The organism is Pseudomonas chlororaphis subsp. chlororaphis (assembly GCF_003945765.1).
GTDB lineage: Bacteria > Pseudomonadota > Gammaproteobacteria > Pseudomonadales > Pseudomonadaceae > Aquipseudomonas > Aquipseudomonas chlororaphis.
Map to the genome: position 1 here is coordinate 6,258,478 of NZ_CP027712.1, position 16,340 is coordinate 6,274,817.

The 16,340-nt window shown below is 64.6% G+C and carries 13 protein-coding genes; 6 read left to right on the forward strand and 7 right to left on the reverse strand.

The annotated features are described in order from the left end of the window. Positions 1-49 precede the first annotated feature (49 nt). The 5 genes from C4K27_RS28530 to C4K27_RS28550 all read right to left on the reverse strand — a co-directional run bounded on the left by C4K27_RS28530 (position 50) and on the right by C4K27_RS28550 (position 7,125). Complete coding sequence (locus C4K27_RS28530; protein WP_053262920.1) at positions 50-3,067, reverse strand: sarcosine oxidase subunit alpha; 3,018 nt, start codon at positions 3,065-3,067, stop codon at positions 50-52. Beyond that, positions 3,064-3,393, reverse strand: a complete 330-nt coding sequence (locus tag C4K27_RS28535; RefSeq protein WP_007926380.1) for a sarcosine oxidase subunit delta — start codon at positions 3,391-3,393, stop codon at positions 3,064-3,066. Before C4K27_RS28535 ends, C4K27_RS28530 begins: the two co-directional genes overlap by 4 nt. A 14-nt stretch (positions 3,394-3,407) precedes the next feature. After that, positions 3,408-4,658, reverse strand: a complete 1,251-nt coding sequence (locus tag C4K27_RS28540) for a sarcosine oxidase subunit beta family protein (protein WP_007926378.1) — start codon at positions 4,656-4,658, stop codon at positions 3,408-3,410. A 23-nt stretch (positions 4,659-4,681) separates the two neighbouring features. Then, on the reverse strand, positions 4,682-5,935 hold the full coding sequence (glyA, locus tag C4K27_RS28545; RefSeq protein ID WP_007926375.1) for a serine hydroxymethyltransferase: 1,254 nt from the start codon (positions 5,933-5,935) through the stop codon (positions 4,682-4,684). Between the two features lie 446 nt (positions 5,936-6,381). Further along, complete coding sequence (locus C4K27_RS28550) at positions 6,382-7,125, reverse strand: TraX family protein (RefSeq protein ID WP_053262921.1); 744 nt, start codon at positions 7,123-7,125, stop codon at positions 6,382-6,384. A gap of 224 nt (positions 7,126-7,349) precedes the next feature. Here C4K27_RS28550 and C4K27_RS28555 point away from each other — a divergent pair, with 224 nt between their 5' ends. The 4 genes from C4K27_RS28555 to C4K27_RS28570 all read left to right on the forward strand — a co-directional run bounded on the left by C4K27_RS28555 (position 7,350) and on the right by C4K27_RS28570 (position 11,787). Next, on the forward strand, positions 7,350-8,390 hold the full coding sequence (locus C4K27_RS28555; RefSeq protein ID WP_053262922.1) for a threonine aldolase family protein: 1,041 nt from the start codon (positions 7,350-7,352) through the stop codon (positions 8,388-8,390). A 167-nt stretch (positions 8,391-8,557) separates the two neighbouring features. Then, positions 8,558-10,003, forward strand: coding sequence for a purine-cytosine permease family protein (locus C4K27_RS28560; protein ID WP_053262923.1), 1,446 nt, complete (start codon positions 8,558-8,560; stop codon positions 10,001-10,003). Further along, positions 10,000-10,824 carry a nitrilase-related carbon-nitrogen hydrolase gene (locus C4K27_RS28565; protein ID WP_053262924.1) on the forward strand — a complete coding sequence of 275 codons (825 nt, stop codon included), beginning with the start codon at positions 10,000-10,002 and terminating at the stop codon, positions 10,822-10,824. The genes C4K27_RS28560 and C4K27_RS28565 overlap by 4 nt, the downstream gene beginning before the upstream one ends. A gap of 138 nt (positions 10,825-10,962) precedes the next feature. Continuing rightward, complete coding sequence (locus tag C4K27_RS28570; protein ID WP_007926369.1) at positions 10,963-11,787, forward strand: SDR family oxidoreductase; 825 nt, start codon at positions 10,963-10,965, stop codon at positions 11,785-11,787. Positions 11,788-11,979: 192 nt separating this feature from the next. On the opposite strand, the gene gbcB is transcribed toward C4K27_RS28570, so the two are convergent. Next, the gene (gene gbcB / locus C4K27_RS28575; RefSeq protein WP_007926368.1) at positions 11,980-13,080 is read right to left on the reverse strand and encodes a glycine betaine monooxygenase reductase subunit; all 1,101 of its coding nucleotides are present in this window, start codon (positions 13,078-13,080) and stop codon (positions 11,980-11,982) included. A gap of 330 nt (positions 13,081-13,410) precedes the next feature. On the opposite strand from gbcB, the gene gbcA reads away from it, so the two are divergent. Together gbcA and C4K27_RS28585 are read left to right on the forward strand one after the other, a co-directional pair. Further along, positions 13,411-14,706, forward strand: coding sequence for a glycine betaine monooxygenase oxygenase subunit (gene gbcA / locus C4K27_RS28580; RefSeq protein WP_007926366.1), 1,296 nt, complete (start codon positions 13,411-13,413; stop codon positions 14,704-14,706). Positions 14,707-14,736: 30 nt separating this feature from the next. Then, positions 14,737-15,153: a hypothetical protein gene (locus C4K27_RS28585; protein ID WP_125738118.1), complete on the forward strand. Its 417-nt coding sequence runs from the start codon at positions 14,737-14,739 to the stop codon at positions 15,151-15,153. Positions 15,154-15,568: 415 nt separating this feature from the next. On the opposite strand, the gene etfB is transcribed toward C4K27_RS28585, so the two are convergent. After that, positions 15,569-16,339, reverse strand: a complete 771-nt coding sequence (gene etfB, locus C4K27_RS28590) for an electron transfer flavoprotein subunit beta (protein WP_053262925.1) — start codon at positions 16,337-16,339, stop codon at positions 15,569-15,571. Position 16,340: the final 1 nt, after the last annotated feature.

Sequence of the window (16,340 nt, forward strand, 5' to 3'; positions counted from 1 at the left end):
CTGCTTCGCAGTCGTACGCAGCCTGCGGCAGCGGCTACATGGATCTTTGTTAAACGTTCTGGCGATCGCCTTTCGGATCGAAGAACACCGAAGAAACGATTTCCGCCTCGATCACCGTGCCGTCGGCCAATGGCGCGAACACCCGTTCGCCCATCCGCTTCAGGCCGCCCTTGACCACACCCATGGCAAACGAATAGCCCAGGGAGTTGTGGGCATAGCTGGAGGTCACGTGACCGACCATGCTCATCGGGATCGCCTGCTTGGTGTTGAACACCAGTTGCGCGCCTTCCGGCAGCCACTGGTTCGGGTCGATCGGTTTCAGGCCCACCAGTTGCTTGCGCTGGTCGCGCACGCAGTCTTCGCGGTTCATGCCACGCCAGCCGATCCACGAGAACGGCTTGGTGCGACCGACACACCAGCCCATGTTCAAGTCGTCCGGAGTCATCGAGCCGTCGGTGTCCTGGCCGACGATGATGAAGCCCTTCTCAGCCCGCAATACGTGCATGGTTTCGGTGCCGTACGGGGTCAGGTTGTACTTCTTGCCGGCCTCGACGATCTGCTCCAGCACGCCCATGGCGTAGTCGGCCTGGACGTTGACTTCGTACGACAGCTCGCCGGTGAAGGAAATGCGGAACACCCGCGCCGGCACACCGCCCACCAGGCCTTCTTTCCAGGTCATGAACGGGAAGCCGTCCTTGTCCAGGTCGATGTCGGTGACTTCGCTGAGCAGCTTGCGGCTGTTCGGCCCGGACAGGGTCATGGTCGCCCAGTGGTCGGTGACCGAGGTGAAGTACACCTTGAGGTCCGGCCATTCGGTCTGCTGATAGATCTCCAGCCATTGCAGGACGCGCGCGGCGCCGCCCGTGGTGGTGGTCATGATGAAGTGGTTTTCGCCGACGCAGGCAGTCACGCCGTCGTCGAAGACCATGCCGTCTTCCTTGCACATCAGGCCGTAGCGCGCCTTGCCCACGTCGAGCTTGGTCCAGGCGTTGGTGTAGATGCGGTTGAGGAACTCACGGGCGTCCGGGCCCTGGATATCGATCTTGCCCAGGGTCGAGGCGTCGAGCAGGCCGACGCTGTCGCGCACCGCCTTGCACTCGCGCTTGACCGCGGCATGCAGGTCTTCGCCATTCTTCGGGAAGTACCAGGGGCGCTTCCACTGGCCGACGTCCTCGAACTCGGCGCCGTTCTTCACGTGCCACGCATGCAGCGCGGTGAAACGCACCGGCTCGAAGATGTGCCCGCAGTGACGACCGGCCACCGCGCCGAAAGTCACCGGCGTGTAGTTCGGACGGAACATGGTGGTGCCCATCTGCGGGATGCTCACGTTCAGCGAACGGGCCGCGATGGCCAGGCCGTTGACGTTGCCGAGCTTGCCCTGGTCGGTACCGAAGCCCAGTGCGGTGTAGCGCTTGACGTGCTCGACCGACTCGAAGCCCTCGCGGGTCGCCAGTTCGATGGCGGCGGCGGTGACGTCGTTCTGCAGGTCGACGAATTGCTTGGGTGCCCGCGCGGTGCCTTTCTCATGGGGCACCTGGAACAGCGCCAGGGTCGGTTCTTCCAGACGACTCAGGGCCTTGGGCAGTACCGCTTCCACGGCCTTGAAACCCGCTTCGCTGGCGGCGCGCACGCCCCCTTCGAAACCGTCGGCCAGGGAATCGCCGAGGCTGTAGACGCCGTTGATGCCACCGACGCACACGCGTTTCTGCGGTGCTTCGCCCGGTACGAAACCGAGGATGTCTTCACGCCAGATCGGCTTGCCGCCCAGGTGCGAAGCCAGGTGCACCACCGGGCTGTAGCCGCCGGAGCTGGCAATCAGGTCGCAGTCCAGCCACTCGCCTGGGCTGGTGACCTTGTGGGCCTTGACGTCGATCGCCGCGACGCGGGCGCCGGTCACATGCTTGCTGCCACGGGCTTCGATCACCGCACTGGAAGTGAGGATGCGAATGCCCTTGGCGCGGGCTTCTTCCACCAGCGCGCCGCGTGGGTTGTGACGGGCATCGGCGATGGCCACCACTTGCAGGCTGGCATCGAGCCAGTCCAGGGCCACACGGTAGGCGTGGTCGTTGTTGGTGCTCAGCACCAGCTTCTTGCCCGGTGCCACGCCGTAGCGGCGCACGTAGACCGAGACCGCGCCGGCCAGCATGTTGCCCGGCACGTCGTTGTTGCCGTAGACCAGCGGACGCTCGCAGGCGCCGGTGGCCAGCACCACGCGCTTGGCACGCACCCGGTGGATGCGCTGGCGCACCTGGCCGATTGGCGCGCGGTCGCCGAGGTGGTCGGTCAGGCGCTCGTGAATGGTCAGGAAGTTATGGTCGTGGTAGCCGTTCACGGTAGCCCGTGGCAGCAGGGTCACGTCCGGCAGCGACTTCAGCTCGGCGACCACGGTGGCGATCCACTCGGCCGCCGGCTTGCCGTCCAGGCTTTCGCGGCTGTCCAGCAGGCTGCCGCCGAATTCTTCCTGCTCGTCGGCGAGGATCACCCGCGCACCGCTGCGCGCAGCCGCCAGGGCCGCGGCCAGGCCGGCGGGGCCGGCACCGACGATCAGCACGTCGCAGTGCTGGTTCATGTAGTCGTAGGTGTCCGGATCGTTCTCGGTCGGCGAGCGACCCAGGCCCGCGGCCTTGCGGATGTACTTCTCGTAGGTCATCCAGAACGATTGCGGGTACATGAAGGTTTTGTAGTAGAAGCCCGGTGGCATCAGCTTGCCGCCGACCTTGCCGAGAATCCCCATCATGTCGTTGTTGACGCTCGGCCAGCCGTTGGTGCTGGTGGCGACCAGGCCCTGGTACAGCGCCTGTTGGGTGGCGCGCACGTTGGGGATCTGGGTGGCTTCGGTGGCGCCGATCTGCAGCACCGCGTTCGGCTCTTCGGCACCGGCGGCGAAGATCCCGCGCGGCCGGGAATACTTGAAGCTGCGACCGATGATGTCCACGCCGTTGGCCAGCAGGGCGGCGGCCAGGGTGTCGCCTTCGAAGCCTTTGTAGGTCTGGCCGTTGAAGGTGAAGCTGAGGACTTTGTTGCGGTCGATGCGTCCGCCGTTGGACAGGCGATTGGACTGGCTCATACCTTCTCTCCCAGAGCCTGCGTGGCCGCTTTCGGGCTATCGGTCTTGTCGGTGAATTGCGGCTTGGTACCGATCTTGTAGGTTTCGAGAATCTCGTAGGTCACGGTGTCGCGGGTGGCGTTGAAGTACTGACGGCAGCCGGCAGCATGGATCCACAGCTCGTGGTGCAGGCCGCGAGGGTTGTCGCGGAAGAACATGTAGTCGCCCCACTCCTCGTCGGTGCAGTTGTTCGGGTCCAGTGGACGCGGGATATGCGCCTGGCCGGACGAATGGAATTCCTCTTCGGAGCGCAGTTCGCCGCAGTGAGGACAGAAGATGTGCAACATAGGGATTTCTCCTGTTAGTGGGCGACAGCTGCAGCGCCGTGTTCGTCGATCAGCGCACCGTTGTGGAAACGGTCGATGGAGAAAGGTGCGGCCAGCGGGTGCATTTCACCCTTGGCCAGGCTCGCGGCGAATACGTTGCCCGAGCCAGGTGTTGCCTTGAAGCCACCGGTACCCCAACCGCAGTTGAAGAACATGTTCGGCACCGGGGTCTTGGAGATGATCGGGCAGGCGTCCGGGGTGGTGTCGACGATGCCGCCCCATTGGCGGTTCATGCGCACCCGCGAAAGGATCGGGAACATCTCGACGATGGCCTGGATGGTGTGCTCGATCACCGGGTACGAACCGCGCTGGCCGTAGCCGACCCAGCCGTCGATACCGGCGCCGATCACCAGGTCGCCCTTGTCGGACTGGCTGATGTAACCGTGCACCGCGTTGGACATGATCACGCTGTCGATGATCGGCTTGATCGGCTCGGACACCAGCGCTTGCAGCGGGTGCGATTCGATCGGCAGGCGAAAGCCGGCGAGCTTGGCCATGTGCCCGGAGTTACCGGCGGTGACCACGCCGACGCGCTTGGCGCCGATGAAGCCCTTGTTGGTTTCCACGCCGATGCACACACCGTTTTCCTTGCGGAAGCCGATCACTTCGGTCTGCTGGATCAGGTCCACGCCCAGGGCGTCGGCGGCGCGGGCGAAGCCCCAGGCCACGGCGTCGTGACGGGCCACGCCGCCACGGCGCTGGACGGTAGCGCCCAGCACCGGGTAGCGAGTGTTCTTGGAGCAGTCCAGGTACGGAATCTCGTCCGCCACCTGCTTGGCGTTGAGCAGCTCGCCGTCCACGCCGTTGAGGCGGTTGGCGCTGACCCGACGCTCGGAATCACGGATGTCCTGCAGGGTGTGGCACAGGTTGTAGACGCCGCGCTGGGAGAACATCACGTTGTAGTTGAGGTCCTGGGACAGGCCTTCCCACAGTTTCATCGCGTGTTCGTACAGGTGCGCCGACTCGTCCCACAAGTAGTTGGAACGCACGATGGTGGTGTTGCGCGCGGTGTTACCGCCGCCCAGCCAGCCTTTCTCGACCACGGCGACGTTGGTGATGCCGTGCTCCTTGGCCAGGTAGTAGGCGGTCGCCAGGCCATGCCCGCCACCGCCGACGATGACCACGTCGTAGACCTTTTTCGGGGTCGGCGTGCGCCACATGCGCTGCCAGTTTTCATGGTGGCTGAGGGAGTGCTTGAAGAGGCCGAAGCCCGAGTAGCGTTGCATAGTCATTTACTCCAAAACCGCACTCAGCGATAAACCGGGAAGTCCGCGCACAGGGCCGATACCTGACGAGCGACATTGGCCTCGACATCGGCATCGCCGAGGTGGTCGAGGATGTCGCAGATCCAGCCGGCCAGCTCCACGCACTGGGTAACCTTGAAGCCGCGGGTGGTCACCGCCGGGGTGCCGATACGCAGGCCGGAGGTCACGAACGGCGACTGTGGATCGTTCGGCACGGCGTTCTTGTTCACGGTGATGTGGGCGCGACCCAGGGCGGCGTCCGCCTCCTTGCCGGTGAGGCCCTGACGGATCAGGCTGACCAGGAACAGGTGGTTGTCGGTGCCGCCGGACACTACATCGTAGCCGCGTTTGATAAATACGCCGGCCATGGCCTGGGCGTTGTCGATCACTTGCTGCTGGTAGGCCTTGAAGCCAGGCTCCAGCGCTTCCTTGAAGCACACTGCCTTGCCGGCGATCACGTGCATCAGCGGGCCGCCCTGGGCGCCCGGGAAGACCGCGGCGTTGAGCTTCTTCTCGATTTCTTCGTTGGCCTTGGCCAGGATCAGGCCGCCCCGCGGACCGCGCAGGGTCTTGTGGGTGGTGGTGGTGACCACGTCGGCGTAAGGCAGCGGGTTCGGGTACAGGCCAGCGGCGACCAGGCCGGCAACGTGGGCCATGTCGACGAACAGCAGCGCGCCGACCTTATCGGCGATCTGGCGGAAGCGCGGGAAGTCGAGGGTCTTGGAGTAGGCCGAGAAGCCGGCGACGATCATCTTCGGCTTGCACTCGACGGCCAGGCGCTCGACTTCGTCGTAGTCGATCAGTCCGGTGTTGGTGTCGATGCCGTACTGCACGGCGTTGTACAGCTTGCCCGAGGACGACACCTTGGCGCCGTGGGTCAGGTGGCCGCCATGGGCCAGGCTCATGCCCAGGATGGTGTCGCCGGCTTGCAGCAGGGCCAGGTACACGGCGCTGTTGGCCGAGGAACCGGAGTGCGGCTGGACGTTGGCGTAGTCGGCGCCGAACAGTTGCTTGGCGCGCTCGATGGCTAGGGCCTCGACCTTGTCCACGTGCTCGCAGCCGCCGTAGTAGCGCTTGCCCGGATAACCTTCGGCGTACTTGTTGGTCAGGCCGCTGCCTTGCGCTTGCATCACGCGCTTGCTGGTGTAGTTCTCCGACGCGATCAGCTCGATGTGATCTTCCTGACGTTGCTCCTCGGCATTCATGGCCGCCAGCAGTGCATCGTCATAACCCTGGATTTGGTCTTGCTTGCTGAACATCGCGTCTCTCCCAGCGGCGGCGGTGCGCCTTTCGTCTCGGTGAGGCACGTACCCTGCGGTAGTGCCCTTTGGATGCGATGGTATGACCGGCGCTGACCGGCCAAATGCCTATGGACGCCACGCAAAGGTGCGTTTACGACATAGCCTGGCGCAGAGAGACAAATGCTTGCGGGCGCCGCGCGCCGAAGGCTCTATGTCGGTGGCTTACCCGCGCCCGCCAGCCCCCGCCACCGACCAGTGGCGCGACAAGTTTCGGGTTGGCGTGTCGCCTCTGTAGCCGCTGCCGAGCCTGCGAGGCTGCGCTCGAGGACGCAGTCCTCGCAAAACCTGAGCACGCGATATGCCTGGAAGAACAGGTTGCCTGGTTTTACGACCGCTTCGCGGCCGAGCGCAGCCTCGCCAGCTCGGCAGCGGCTACAGGGCGTTCGCAGCGACAACACTCACCGTCAGGCCAGCAGGTTGCGCAGCATCAGCAGCAGGAGGAAATGCCCGGGATACAGCAGATAGGCCCAGCGCCGCATCGGTGGCGGCGAAAAACCGCGCATCCGGCGCAGGATCGCCAGCCCCAGCCACGGCGCCAGCACGCAGGCGAACAGCGCCCAGGCGGCCACCTGATTACCCAGTCGCGCCGCCGGCAGCAGGCTTTGCCACTGGTTGGCCGCCAGGCACAGCAGCCCCGGCAGCAGCGCCCAGTACCAGCGGCGCTGGAGCACCAGCAACATCGCCAGCGGCAGCAAGACGCCGAACAGGCCGAACATCAGGTACCGGTCGAACAGCCCGCCGAGCAAGGCCGCGCCGATCCCCAGCCACAGCACCAGCCCGCCGCGACGCTGCCAGGCGCGGGCCACCAACAGGCCCAGGGCCAGGGTCGGCAGCACATTCAGGGTGTCGGGGCCGGGAATGTACAGCCGGTACGGCACCTCGCTGAGCAGGCTGAACAACAGCAGCCAGCCCAGGTAACGCCATTGCCCCGCGCCCTCGCGACCCACCGCGCCGGCCCGCGCCACATTGGCCGCCAGCGCCAGGCAGAACCAGGGAAATGCCAGGCGCCCGGGCACATACAGCAGATCGAGGCTCCAGCCGACGTAGCGCAGGTGATCGAGCAGCATGCTCAGCAGCGCCAGCCACTTGAGCAGGTCCAGGGCGCCATCGCGCCGGGCGGCCAGCGGCGTCAGCAGCGGGTCTGGCATATATCCTCATGGCCTGTGCATTTTTCACCCATAAACAGAGCGTGTGCTCCCCCCTCAATCTTGGGTAAAGTGGCGCTCCACCGATCTCTGCGGGGCCTGCGCTGTCCTGCCGGCCCAGACCTCGTTGCGGACGCTTTACCCAAGGGCTCCTTACCCAGGAGCGCCTTATCCGGAGCCCTTTATCGAAGGACTCCCCTCTCGGACCCTTAGCACGGAAGACGGCCATGACCGACAAGAGCCAACAATTCGCCAGCGACAACTATTCCGGCATTTGCCCCGAGGCCTGGGCGGCCATGGACCAGGCCAACCGCGGCCACGAACGCGCCTATGGCGACGACCAGTGGACCGCGCGCGCCGCCGATTATTTCCGCAAGCTGTTCGAGACCAACTGCGAGGTGTTCTTCGCCTTCAACGGCACCGCCGCCAACTCCCTGGCCCTGTCGTCGCTGTGCCAGAGTTACCACAGCGTCATCTGCTCGGAAACCGCTCACGTCGAAACCGACGAATGCGGCGCGCCGGAATTCTTCTCCAACGGTTCCAAGCTGCTGATCGCCGGCACCGAGAACGGCAAGCTGACCCCGGACTCGATCCGCGACATCGCCCTCAAGCGCCAGGACATCCACTACCCCAAGCCACGGGTGGTGACCCTGACCCAGGCCACCGAGGTCGGCAGCGTCTATACCCCGGAAGAAATCCGCGCCATCAGCGCCACCTGCAAGGAGCTGGGGCTGAACCTGCACATGGACGGCGCGCGCTTCTCCAACGCCTGCGCCTTCCTTGGCTGCTCGCCCGCCGACCTGACCTGGAAAGCCGGGGTCGACGTGCTGTGCTTCGGCGGTACGAAAAACGGCATGGCGGTGGGCGAGGCGATTCTGTTCTTCAACCACAAGCTGGCCGAAGACTTCGACTACCGCTGCAAGCAGGCCGGCCAGCTGGCCTCGAAGATGCGCTTCCTGTCGGCGCCCTGGGTCGGCCTGCTGGAAAACGACGCCTGGCTCAAATACGCCCGCCACGCCAACCATTGCGCGCAATTGCTGGCCGAGCTGGTGGCGGACATTCCAGGGGTGGAGCTGATGTTCCCGGTGCAGGCCAACGGCGTGTTCCTGCAACTCTCGGAACCGGCCATCGCCGCACTGACCGCCAAGGGCTGGCGCTTCTACACCTTCATCGGTAAAGGCGGCGCGCGCTTCATGTGCTCGTGGGACACCGAAGAAGCGCGGGTCCGCGAACTGGCCGCGGACATTCGCCAGGTCATGGCCGGCTGAATGCCCTCGTCGGCCTGCCGCCTCCTGTCGAGATCGGGAGCGGTGGGCCGGCACTGCGTGACATCAGTTCACAAATTCCTGAACTGATTATTTCCCTCCACTGATTCAACATCACAGGCGTATATCCGAGACTCCGGGGTCAATTTATAAAAACAAGGCACTGCCCCATGACCAGCCTGCCCGCGGCAACGGAAAAAGCCCCGTCCCCCAGCCTCAAGATCGAAACCCGCTCCATCGACTACGTGCCGCGCCACGAGCGCCACGGCAAGGTCTGGCACCAGGGCCCGTTCTGGTTCACCGGCAACTTCGTCCTGACCACCATGGTCACCGGCTTCACCGGCGCCGCCCTCGGCCTGAGCCTGCACTACTCGATCCTGGCCATCGTCCTCGGCGTGTGCCTGGGCACCTTCTGCATGGCCTTCCACGCCAACCAGGGGCCACGCATGGGCCTGCCGCAGATGATCCAGTCGCGGGCGCAATTCGGCCTGCGCGGGGCCATCGTGCCCTTTACCGCGGTGGTCTTCGTCTACATCGGCTTCAACGTGTTCAACGTGATCCTCGCCACCGACGCCATCAACACCGTGGTGCCTGGCGCGCGGGCGCCCTGGTACAGCCTGATGATCATCCTCGCGGTGATCATCGCTGTGGTCGGGCATGACCTGCTGCACGCCGTGCAGCGCTGGCTGACCTACATCATGATCAGCGTGCTCACCGTGCTGACCATCAGCGCGCTGATGACCCTGCAGGCCGACGCCGCCGTGGCCGACGCGCACTTCTCCTGGTCGGCGTTCCTGATCCAGCTGTCGGCGGCCGCCGGCTACCAGATCAGCTACTCGGTGTATGTCTCGGACTATTCGCGCTACCTGCCGCACAAGACCTCGTCGCGCCAGGTGATTTTCTGGACCTACCTGGGCGCCGCGGGCTCGGCGCTGTGGCTGATGTCCCTGGGTGCCTTCCTCGCGTCCGCCCTGCCGTCCCCGGACGCCATCGGCAGCGTTCGCGAAGTCGGCAACCAGATGATCCCGGGCTTCGGCACCTTTACCGTGCTGATCGCCGTGCCCGCCTTGGTCGGCATCATGGCGGTCAACTGCTACGGCGCGATGCTCACCGGCATCAGCGCCATCGACGGCTTCCTGCAGATCCAGCCGAACCTCAAGAGCCGGGTGGTGGGCATCGCCCTGGTGGCGGTGGTGATCTTCCTGATCGCCATGAACATTCCCGACAGCTACCTGGCGAGCTTCAACACCTTCGTGCTGCTGATGCTGTATTTCCTGGTGCCCTGGACCGCGGTCAACCTGGCGGACTTCTACGTGGTGCGCAAAGGTCACTACGCCATCAGCGACATCTTCAACCCGGCCGGCATCTATGGCCGCTGGGCCATGCCCGGGCTCATCGCCTATTTCCTCGGCCTGGTCGCGATGATTCCGTTCATGTCCCTGAGCTTCTACCAGGGCCCGGCGGCCCGGGCGCTGGAGGGCGCGGACATTGCCTTTGTCATCGGCCTGGCCGTGGCCGGCGTGGCCTACTGGGCGCTGACCCGTGGCCTGGACCTGGACGCCGAGCGCCTGGCGATCCAGGCCAGCGAACGCCAACTGGAAGGAGCCGGCCAATGACTGGATTGCCCACCCTGAAAGTCGCCTGCCAGCAGATCGCCCCACGGGTGGGCGAGCTCGACTACAACCGCGAGCTGGGCCAGCGGGCCATTCGCCAGGCCGCTGCCCAGGGCGCCCAGGTGGTGGTGCTGCCGGAACTGGTGCAAAGCGGTTACGTGTTCACCGATCGGCAGGAGGCGCTGGCGCTGTCCGAGGCCCTCGACGGGCCGACGCTGACCCTGTGGAAGGCCCTGGCCGCAGAGCTGCAGGTGGTGATCGTCGGCGGTTTCTGCGAGCGCCTGAATGCCGGGCAGGTGGCCAACAGCGCCGCGCTGGTCGAGCCCGAAGGACGGGTGACGGTGTATCGCAAGGCCCATCTGTGGGACCGGGAAAAGCGGGTATTCACCGTGGGCGAACAGCCGCCACCGGTGGTCGAAACCCGTTTTGGCGCGATCGCGATGCTGATCTGCTACGACCTGGAGTTCCCGGAATGGGTGCGCCTGCCCGCGCTGGCCGGCGCCGCCCTGCTCTGCGCCCCGGTCAACTGGCCGGACGGGCCACGCCCGGCGGGCGAACGCCCGGCGGAAATGGTCCGGGTCCAGGCCAACGCCGCGGTCAACCGCATGTTCATCGCTGCTTGCGACCGCTGCGGCGACGAGCGTGGTGTGGCCTGGGTCGGCGGCTCGCTGATCGTCGACGCCGACGGTTATCCGCTGGCCGGCAGCGCCCGTCATCCCCAGCAGCAACTGCTGCTGGCGGAGCTGCCCCTGGCGGACGCCCGGCACAAGCACATCAGCGCCCACAACCACGTGCATCTGGACCGCCGCCCGGCGTTGTACTGAGCCCTCTCCCGGCCGCAGGCAACGCCCTCGGCCCTTCGCCTTTTCGCCCCTGATCCGCGCGCGCCGCCAGACATGAACTAGATTGTCTGGCGAGCCGCTGTACCCGCTCGGATAACGACAATAATCAGGAGCGCATCCATGTCCTTACAAGGCAAGACCCTGTTCATCACCGGCGCCAGTCGTGGCATCGGCCGTGAAATCGCCCTGCGGGCGGCGCGGGACGGGGCCAATATCGTGATCGCGGCGAAAAGCGCCGACCCTCATCCCAAGCTGCCCGGCACCATCTTCAGCGTGGCCCGCGAGGTCGAGGCGGCGGGCGGCAAGGCCCTGGCGTTGCAGGTGGACGTGCGTGACGAAGAGACGGTGCGCCAGGCCCTGGCCAAGGCCGCCGAGCAGTTCGGCGGCATCGATGCGCTGGTCAACAATGCCGGGGCGATCAAGCTGACCGGGGTGCAGCACATCGAGCTCAAGCGCTTCGACCTGATGCACCAGATCAACACCCGCGCCGTGCTGCTGTGCAGCCAGGCGGCCCTGCCCTACCTGAAAACCAGCGGTGGGCACATCCTCAACCTGTCGCCGCCGCTGAATCTGGCGAGCAAATGGTTCGCCCAGTACAGCCCCTACACCGTGACCAAGTACGGCATGAGCATGCTGACCCTGGGCATGAGCGAGGAATTCAAGAACTACGGCATCAGCGTCAACTCGCTGTGGCCGCAGACCATGATCGCCACCGCCGCCATCGAGTTCCAGCTGGGTTCGCGCGAGTCGTTCAAACATGCGCGCACGCCGGCAATCATGGCCGACGCGGCCCACGCGATCCTTTCCAGCAGCCAGCGCCGCATCACCGGGCGCTTGCTGATCGACGAAGAAATACTGCGCGAACAGGGGGTGAGCGACTTCGCCCATTACCGCTTCGATCCCGACAGCAGCGAAACGCTGATGACGGATCTGTTTATCGATTGAGCGAGCGGATCAATCTGTAGCCGCTGCCGAGCCCGCGAGGCTGCGAGCGAGGTGGGCGGCATTCCGACGCAGTCCTCGCAAAACCTGAACACGCGCTGTTCCAGAAAGAACGGGCTGTACGGTTTTACGACTGCTTCGCAGTCGATCGCAGCCTCGTACCTCGGCAGCGGCTACGGGTTACCGGTCCGCCGCTCAATACTCGACCCGCACATCCCCCTTCGGCACGCTGCAGCAGGACAGGATGTAGCCTTCGGCTTCGTCTTCCTCGGTGATCCCACCGTTGTGGTCCATCTCCACTTCACCGCCCAGCTTGAGCACCTTGCAGGTGCCGCAGATGCCCATACCGCAGGCTTTGGGGATCATCAGGCCGAGCTTGGCCGCGGCGGCGTGGACGGTCTCGCCCGGCGCCACGCGGATGCTCTTGCCAGACGCGGTGAACTCCACCTGGTGCAGGTCGGCGACGTCGATTTCCGGCGCCTCGGCGGCCTGCTCGGCCTGTTCCACGGCGTCGGCACGGGCTTCCGCCGGCGTCGCGCCGAAGGATTCCTCGTGGTAGCGCGACATGTCGAAGCCGCTGGCTTCGAGCAGGCGCTTGACCGCGTTCATGTACGGCGTCGGGCCGCAGCAGAACACCTCGCGCTCGAGGAAGTCCGGCGCCATCAGCTCCAGCATCTTGTGGTTCAGGTAGCCGCGATAACCGGCCCAGGGCTCGCCCAGGCCATGTTTCTCGCAAATCAGGTGCAGGCTGAAGTTGTCGATCCGCGACGCCATGTGCTCCAGCTCGCGGTGATAGATGATGTCCTTCGGCGAACGGGCGCTGTGGATAAACACCATGTCGACATTGCCGTTGGTGTCGTAGAACCAGCGCGCCATGGACATCACCGGCGTGATGCCGACGCCGCCGCTGAGGTAGAGAACTTTCGGGCTCGGGAAGTCGATGGCGTTGAACAGCCCCACCGGCCCGTGCACCGCCAGTTCCTGGCCTTCGTGCAAGGTGTCGTGCAGCCAGTTGGAAACCTTGCCGCCCGGGACGCGCTTGATGGTCACCGAGAAACTGTATGGCACCGAGGGCGAGCTGGAAATGGTGTAGGAACGCATGATCGGCTGGCCTTCGATCTCCAGCTCCAGGGTGACGAACTGCCCCGGCTTGAAGAAGAACATGATCGGCTGGTCGGCCATGAAACAGAAGGTGCGCACGTCCCAGGTTTCCTGGATGACTTTGACGCAACGGACGATGTGTCGGCCATTGGCCCAGGTCTGGGTGGTTACCGGGTTCAGGAAGTTGTTGGACATGCTGATCTCCACGGCCGACTGCCGGCCTTTATGGTGGCGATTGTGCGCAGGCCCATAAACGCCCATTTACCTATCTGCGACATTCACATACTTATCGCGACCAGCCCCCAACCACCGGGGCTTGCGCGTCGGGAACAGATTGGGCCATGTCGCCCATGGATAAGGTTCCGGGCCGCGCCGGCCCCACACTCGCCTCAACTGAGAACCGCTGATTTTTCAGCCTTGCGTCGTAACCGTGGCCGGTGTGACGGGCTTGTGCGGAGCAAGCCCGTTACACCGGCCACACTGCCACTTTCGCCGGCCACACAGATGGCCATGAGGACCAAAACGATGGACGTCACCGCAACCCTGAGCCTGGGCGATCCGCTGGAACCCGCACGCAAGGCCACCGCGCAAATGCTCCAAGAACGCGAGCGGACCTTTTCCCTGCCGCAGCCGTTCTACTGCGACGAGCGCCTGTTCGATATCGACATGCAGGAGATCTTCCAGAAGGAATGGCTGATCGCCGGCATGACCTGCGAGATTCCGACCAAGGGCAACTACATGACCCTGCAGGTCGGCAAGAACCCGATCATCGTGATCCGTGGCGCCGACGGCGTGGTCCATGCCTTCCACAACGTCTGCCGCCACCGCGGTTCGCGCTTGTGCACCAGCGACAAGGGCAAGGTCGCCAAGCTGGTCTGCCACTACCACCAGTGGACCTACGAGCTGGACGGTCGCCTGCTGTTCGCCGGCACCGAGATGGGCGCCGACTTCGACATGAAGCAATACGGCCTCAAGCCAGTGAACGTGAAGACCGCCGGTGGCTACATCTTCATCTCGCTGGCCGAGAACCCGCCGGCCATCGATGACTTCCTGGCGACCCTGACGCACTACATGGAACCCTACGACATGGAGAACACCAAGGTGGCGGTGCAAACCACCTTGATGGAAAAGGCCAACTGGAAGCTGGTGCTGGAAAACAACCGCGAGTGCTACCACTGCGGCGGTTCGCACCCGGAACTGCTGAAGACCCTGCTGGAGTGGGACGACGTCACCGACCCGCGTGCTGACCAGGCGTTCAAGGACCACGTGGCCGCCTCCGCTGCCGCCTGGGAAGCCGAGAAGATCCCTTATGCCCACGCCAGCTTCGGCCTGCGCAACCGCATCGTGCGCATGCCGCTGCTCAAGGGCACCGTGTCCATGACCATGGACGGCAAGCAGGGCTGCGCCAAGCTGATGGGCCGGATCAAGAACCCCGATCTGGGCTCGATGCGCATCCTGCACCTGCCGCACTCGTGGAACCACTGCATGGGCGACCACATCATCGTGTTCACCGTGTGGCCGATCAGCGCCCAGGAAACCATGGTCACCACCAAGTGGCTGGTGCACAAGGACGCGGTCGAAGGCGTGGACTACGACGTCGCGCGCATGCGCCAGGTGTGGGACGCCACCAACGACCAGGACCGTCGCCTGGCCGAAGAGAACCAGCGCGGCATCAACTCCACCGCCTACCAGCCAGGCCCGTACTCCAAGACCTACGAGTTCGGCGTGGTCAACTTCGTGGACTGGTACAGCGAGCGCATGCTGAGCAACCTCGGCGCCGAACCGGCTCCGTACCTCAAGGGCGTGCCGGTTCACGGCTGATCCCGGGCTGGGCTTCTGTAGGAGCGAGGCTTGCCCGCGAAGGCCGCGACACGGTGTACCCGAACCACCGCGTTAGCGTTCATCGCGAGCAAGCTTCGCTCCTACAGGGGCAAGCTTGCTGTACGTTTTTTGATCGGAATCCCTCCCGGCCATGGCCGACAAGGCTCCCAGCCTTCCGCGAACAAGTTATCCACACCTCCACCCACAGCAAATGTGGGCAACTCGGCTTTCAGCCGGCGGATCCACTGGCAGAACCTGAAGAAAATCCGTGACTTATCCGGAAAGGCCTTTTTCACAAGACTTTGTTCATTTTTTGAACAGCGCTCTGTAAGCCACGTTTTTAAAGGCCCGCAGATGAAGGCGAACACCTTATCCACAGAAGCGCCAACAGACTTTGGGGGCAACTTTGCGGCCAAGGGCCGCGAGCTGTGGAAAACCGCCGAATAGCACGAAATATCGAGGCTTCAGTGCCGCCGGCGGGGCAAAACTTCGGATTTGCCTGTTTTTTGACCAGACCTCTGCAGACCACTGTTTATAAGGCCCTCAGCGGATAGCGAACATCTTATCCACAAAGAGGCCAACAGACTTTGGGGGCAACTCGGCAGCGGCAGAGGACCGAGGGAATTCCTTATCCACAGAAAAACCTTCGGAAAAACCTCGACTTAGCTTGATCGTTTTTCGTACAACGCGCTGTAGCGCTTGATTGGCGAGGCTTGCAGAGAGGGACGAACATCTTATCCACAGAGGCGCGCACAGGGATTGTGGGTAACAGTGGATACAGGAGGGAAATCAGTCACAAGCAAGCCACGCCCCTGCAGGAGCGAAGCTTGCTCGCGATAACGATAGTGCGACAGGCCTGGCCCTAACGGACCACGCCTTCTTCGATCAGCAGCTTGAGGATGGCCTCGGCCCCGGCTTCGGCGCTGACGCCCTTGAGCACCTGGCCGCCACCGCCGCTGGCCTTGGCGGTCGCGGCTTTCATGCGGTCGGCGCCGCTCTTGGCCTTGATCACTTTCAGACGCTTGGGCCGCGGTTTGGCCGGTTGCAGGGTGGCGCTGGTGAATAACTCATCGTCGAGCACTTCCACCTGCCGCGCCTGCAGCAGCCCACGCCGGGCCGGGCCGTAGGCGCTCTGCCGTGGCTTGGGCGCGGCGTTATCCACAGTGGCGAGGAACGGCAGGCGCACCTTCAGCCGACGGCGCTGGCCGCGCGGCAGGGCCTGCAGCACCAGGGCCACGCCACTGTCGATGGATTCCACCTGGGCCAGACCCACCACCAGTGGCCAACCGAGGTTTTCCGCCAGCAGGAACGGCAGCATGCCCGAGCCTTCGCCGGTTTCCGCCTGGCTGCCGGTCAGCACCACTTGCGCCCCGGCATCGCGCAGATAATCGGTCAGCGCCGGCAGCGCATCGGCACCGGCCGACTGCTCCAGCACGTGCATCTGTTCCAGGCCCATGCCCAGGTACGCGCGCAGGGCCGGCTCGGCAATATCGCCGGCGTGCAGCACCTGCAGCCTGTCCCCGGCCAGTTGCAGCCCCAGCTCGACCGCCCGCGCATCCTGCTCGGCGCGCCGGGGCCGGCCGGAAGTCGGGTGGGCGCCGATGGACACCAGGCTGATCACATTGGTACTCATA